The 4331-nt window shown below is 43.2% G+C and carries 4 protein-coding genes; all 4 read right to left on the reverse strand.

All coding sequences use genetic code 11. The features are described 5' to 3' along the window. Nucleotides 1-56: 56 nt before the first annotated feature. The gene (locus ACH2DQ_RS15940) at nucleotides 57-947 is read right to left on the reverse strand and encodes a carbohydrate ABC transporter permease (RefSeq protein ID WP_394915271.1); all 891 of its coding nucleotides are present in this window, start codon (nucleotides 945-947) and stop codon (nucleotides 57-59) included. Between the two features lie 4 nt (nucleotides 948-951). Continuing rightward, nucleotides 952-1878, reverse strand: a complete 927-nt coding sequence (locus tag ACH2DQ_RS15945) for a dihydrodipicolinate synthase family protein (protein ID WP_394915272.1) — start codon at nucleotides 1876-1878, stop codon at nucleotides 952-954. A 93-nt stretch (nucleotides 1879-1971) separates the two neighbouring features. After that, nucleotides 1972-2724: an IclR family transcriptional regulator gene (locus tag ACH2DQ_RS15950; protein WP_394915273.1), complete on the reverse strand. Its 753-nt coding sequence runs from the start codon at nucleotides 2722-2724 to the stop codon at nucleotides 1972-1974. A gap of 356 nt (nucleotides 2725-3080) precedes the next feature. After that, on the reverse strand, nucleotides 3081-4331 hold a 1251-nt coding region (locus tag ACH2DQ_RS15955), incomplete at its 5' end, for a catalase (protein WP_395027398.1).

The following is a 4331-nucleotide window of genomic DNA, read 5'->3' on the forward strand; positions in this document are numbered from 1 at the left end:
CAGCAATTCTACCCTGTTTGGAATCAAGATTGCGAACTTGTTTCGCAATTACCTACCTAATCTTCTTTTTTGTTCAATATCCCCATGTAGATGATACTAAATGCCATATTTAAAAGAAGAATCACAATACTGCTTGCAGATCCATAGCCCAGGTGCCAGTAATCAAACCCTTCCTTAAATGCCAGGACACTGACTGTTTGTGTCGCATCAAAAGGACCTCCTGATGTCAGTGTATAAATTAACGTAACCATATTGAAATACTCCATGCTCTGTAAGACTACAGAAGTCAAAATGGTCGGCTTCAAAAGAGGAAGCGTAATCTTAAAAAATGTCTGCAGCTTTGTTGCGCCGTCTACCTCAGCCGCTTCATATACATCTCTGGATATGGACTGTAATGCAGCCAAAATCAAGATCAGTACAATGGGAAAAGAGTTCCATACATTTGCCATTACAACTGTCAGCTTTGCTGCCATGGGAGTATTAAAGAAATCCACTTTCTGCCCCGTAAGCACATATACCATATAGCTGACCGGTCCATAATTGCTGTTTAAAAGCCATTTGAACAATAAAGCCGTCACGGTCTGGGAAAGTACCCAGGGAATGATAATCAGTGTCCGGATTGCCGTGCGCCCCTTCATCTTGCGGTTCAGCAGCACTGCACTCACTACCCCCAGGGGAATTACCAGGACCAGAGACATCAATACATAGGTAATGGAATTAAAGATGCTGTTCCATCCTTTCGATGACCCAAGAATCTCTATGTAATATTTCAAACCCACAAATTCCTTTACCTCTGCATATTCAGTGTTGTGAAGACTCGTATTGATGGCAATGATAATAGGCAGAACCGTCATGCCAAGAATTAAAATAACTGCCGGTGCCAGAAAAATAACAGCCAGGAGTTTTTCTTCCCCTACTCGTCTTTTTTTTGCTGTCTTTCCTTCCATACTGCTACCTCCTCACCTGATAAGCTTCTGCCAGTTCATCGGACACACGGGAAAGCATATCTACTTCCTTTTTAAAAGTTTCTGTCAAGCCTTCCTCATCCTGTACCCTGCAAATCGTCCGAATCGGTAGTTTTTCTTCATCTGACAGATAATACTTTGCATTTACCGGATAATACTGGCGTTCAATAAGGGACATGAGGGAAAGCTGGTCTGACAGCTCCTTTGCTTTCTGTTCCGTAAAGTGTCTGCACAACCATACGTAAAGCTCCGGATGGAAGTTGGCCATTACCCCGCTGTAGCCTGCTGCACCAATCTGCAGGGATTCCAGAAGCGTTGACGTATTGGCATTATACAGCTTTAGTTTACTTCCTTTCAGACAGGATAGTTTTTTCTCAATCTGACGGATATCACAGCAGGTATCTTTCAAAAAGTAAAAGCGCTTCGTCTCCAGGCACCAGCGGATATTTTTTTCTGACAAAAGGCGTTTGTAAGGATACGGACATTCATAGAAACCCAATGGGATATCCTCTGGAATCTTTGCCAGAAGCAGTTCACAGTTCTTCTGCCAAATGTCATCTTCCTCCTCTTCCCTGGCGAGCCTGTTGGTAATGAGGATAACAGCATCTACTCCCGTTTCAGCCATATCCGTAATTTCTGCTGCCTGATCCTCCAGGGATTCTGAAATATGTCCGGATGCGATAACCGGGATTCTGCCATTGGAGGCTTTTACCACGGCTTTTGCAACCGCGATCCGCTCCTTTAGTGTAAGCTGAAACATTTCACTTGACTGGCATACCGCGAACAATCCGGAAACCCCTTTTTCTATGTACCACTCCACCAGACTCCCCAATGCTTCATAATCCACTTCGTTTTCTTCTGTGAAAGGAGTCAGCATAACCGGCCAGACCCCTCCTGGAAATTGTTTTACCATTCCCTTCTCCTCCTTTTGTTCTATAATACAGAACAATGTTCTCTTTATATTATTTAAGGAAAACTTAGATATCTATGTATCTAAGTTCTCATCTTAAATCCTGCTTTCAATGAGCTTTACGTATTTCTTAATCAGTTCTGCTATCTCTACTATTTTTTCATCTGTGAATTGTACCGATGCCCCGCTTACACTAATAGCTGCCACTACCTGCCTCCGGTTATCGAAGATGGGAAGCGCAACACATTTTATTCCAAATTCATGCTCCATGTTGTCGACTGCATATCCCCGGACCTTCGTAAGCTGCAGCTCATCCAGCAATTGTTCCCTGTCTGTAATGGTATTTTCCGTATATGGCCGCATATCTGCTGATATGCAAGCCTCTATCTGCTCATGATTCATACCGGATAACATTGCTTTCCCTAAACCTGTACAATACATCTTAGCCCTCTCCCCCAGCAGTGAGCGCATCAGGTAGGTAGCATCTGCCGGATAGGTGGCATCCAGATACAATACTTCATCCACTCTTGGGACTGCCAGATAGACATTCTTATTCGTGATGTTTGCCAGCTCCTGCATGTATGGCATAGCAATCTTTGTCAGTGTAAACCGGTCACCCAGCGCCCGGCTCAGGTCGAATATGCCTATACCCAATCTGTACTTTCCGGTCTCCTCATCCTGTTCTAAATATCCCATAGCCTTATAGGTATTCAGAATATTATGTACATTGCTTTTGTACAGGCCCAGCTGCTCACTGATTTCTGTCACTCCCAGATTGGGCTTCCTGGTAAAGCAGTTTAAAACTTCAATTGCCTTTTGGAGACTCTTCACTTTTACTTCAGTTTCCATAAACTCACCCCTTGCTCGTTCTCTTTTATAGAACATGGTTCTTAATAATTACTATGACTTTATCATAGCACAAACATCCGGATATGACAATTGTCTGAAATACGCAAACTTTGTCTTTTTGATTTGTTCATTATTAACATACAGGGTTCTTTATGGCAGAACTACAGGCTATAAAAAGAAAAAAATATCCCGAAACAGCCAGAAAAGCCGCACACCACGAAATAGATGCTTTTCGTAATTGTGCGGCCTTAATGACGTCCCCTCTTCTGACAGTCTACTTAACTATTTTTACTGTTCTCTTCTGTCCAATTAAAATTCCACTAATTCAGTGACAAATTATTCTATCGAATTATAGGTTACTCCGAAACAGAGGAAATCGTAGCCTGGATCAAGCTGTTATTATCCAATTTTGCAAGCTCTTTCACTTTGTCCATGGATAAACCTGCCGCTTTGGTAAAACGCTCTCCATACTCCGGATCTGCCAGGTAACAGTGAACTGCATGACGATACTTAACATTAGGTGAAACACTCGCCATATCGTCTGCTGTATTTTGTATCAGTATCTGCTTCTTCTCTTCTGTGAGAACACGCCATAAGTCCCCACCTGCGCGGAAACAGTCGTCCGTTGGATCATCCTTAGGATCGTAGCGATACATAGCACCTTCCAGTGAAAGCTCAGGTTCCATAACCTCAGGCTGGGCAGTCCATGCTCCGGCACTATTTGACGTATAGGCAGGGGTCCCACCATAATTGCCATCTGTACGCATGGCTCCGTCTCTATGATACTCATTTACCTCTACCTTTGCCCGGTTTACGGGGATATGATTATGGTTTACACCCAGCCTGTAGCGCTGTGCATCACCATAGGCAAACAGTCTTCCCTGTAAAAATCGGTCAGGGCTAAATCCAATCCCCGGCACTACATGTGCAGGAGCAAATGCAGCCTGCTCCACCTCTGCAAAGTAATTATCAGCATTTCGGTTTAATTCCAGTTCCCCTACTTCAATCAGAGGGTATTCTCCATGTCTCCAGATTTTCGTGATATCAAATGGATTTTCATAATGGTTTGCAGCCTGTTCTTCTGTCATAATCTGGACATACATCGTCCATTTTGGAAAATTCCCTTCTTCAATCGCATCATACAAGTCTTTCCCGTGATATTCTCTGTCCACACTATTGACTTTAGCCGCTTCTTCATTGGAAAAATTCTTTATCCCCTGCTGGGTTTTAAAATGAAATTTACACCAAACACGTTCATTTTTATCATTGTATAGAGAAAAAGTATGCTCTCCAAAAAAATGCATATTACGGAAAGACGCCGGAATTCCCCGGTCACTCATAACTATTGTTATCTGGTGAAAGCATTCTGGAAGAAGAGTCCAGAAATCCCAGTTGTTTTGAGCAGAGCGGCGCCCGGTCCGCGGATCTCTTTTGACCGCACGGTTCAAGTCAGCGAAATTATGTACATCTCTGATAAAAAAGGTAGGCGTATTATTCCCAACCAGATCCCAGTTGCCTTCTTCGGTATAGAACTTTGTGGCAACACCTCGAATATCACGTTCACAGTCTGCAGCTCCTCGTTCTCCCGCTACTGTAGAAAATCGAGT

The sequence above is a fragment of the Robinsoniella sp. genome, assembly GCF_034124845.1.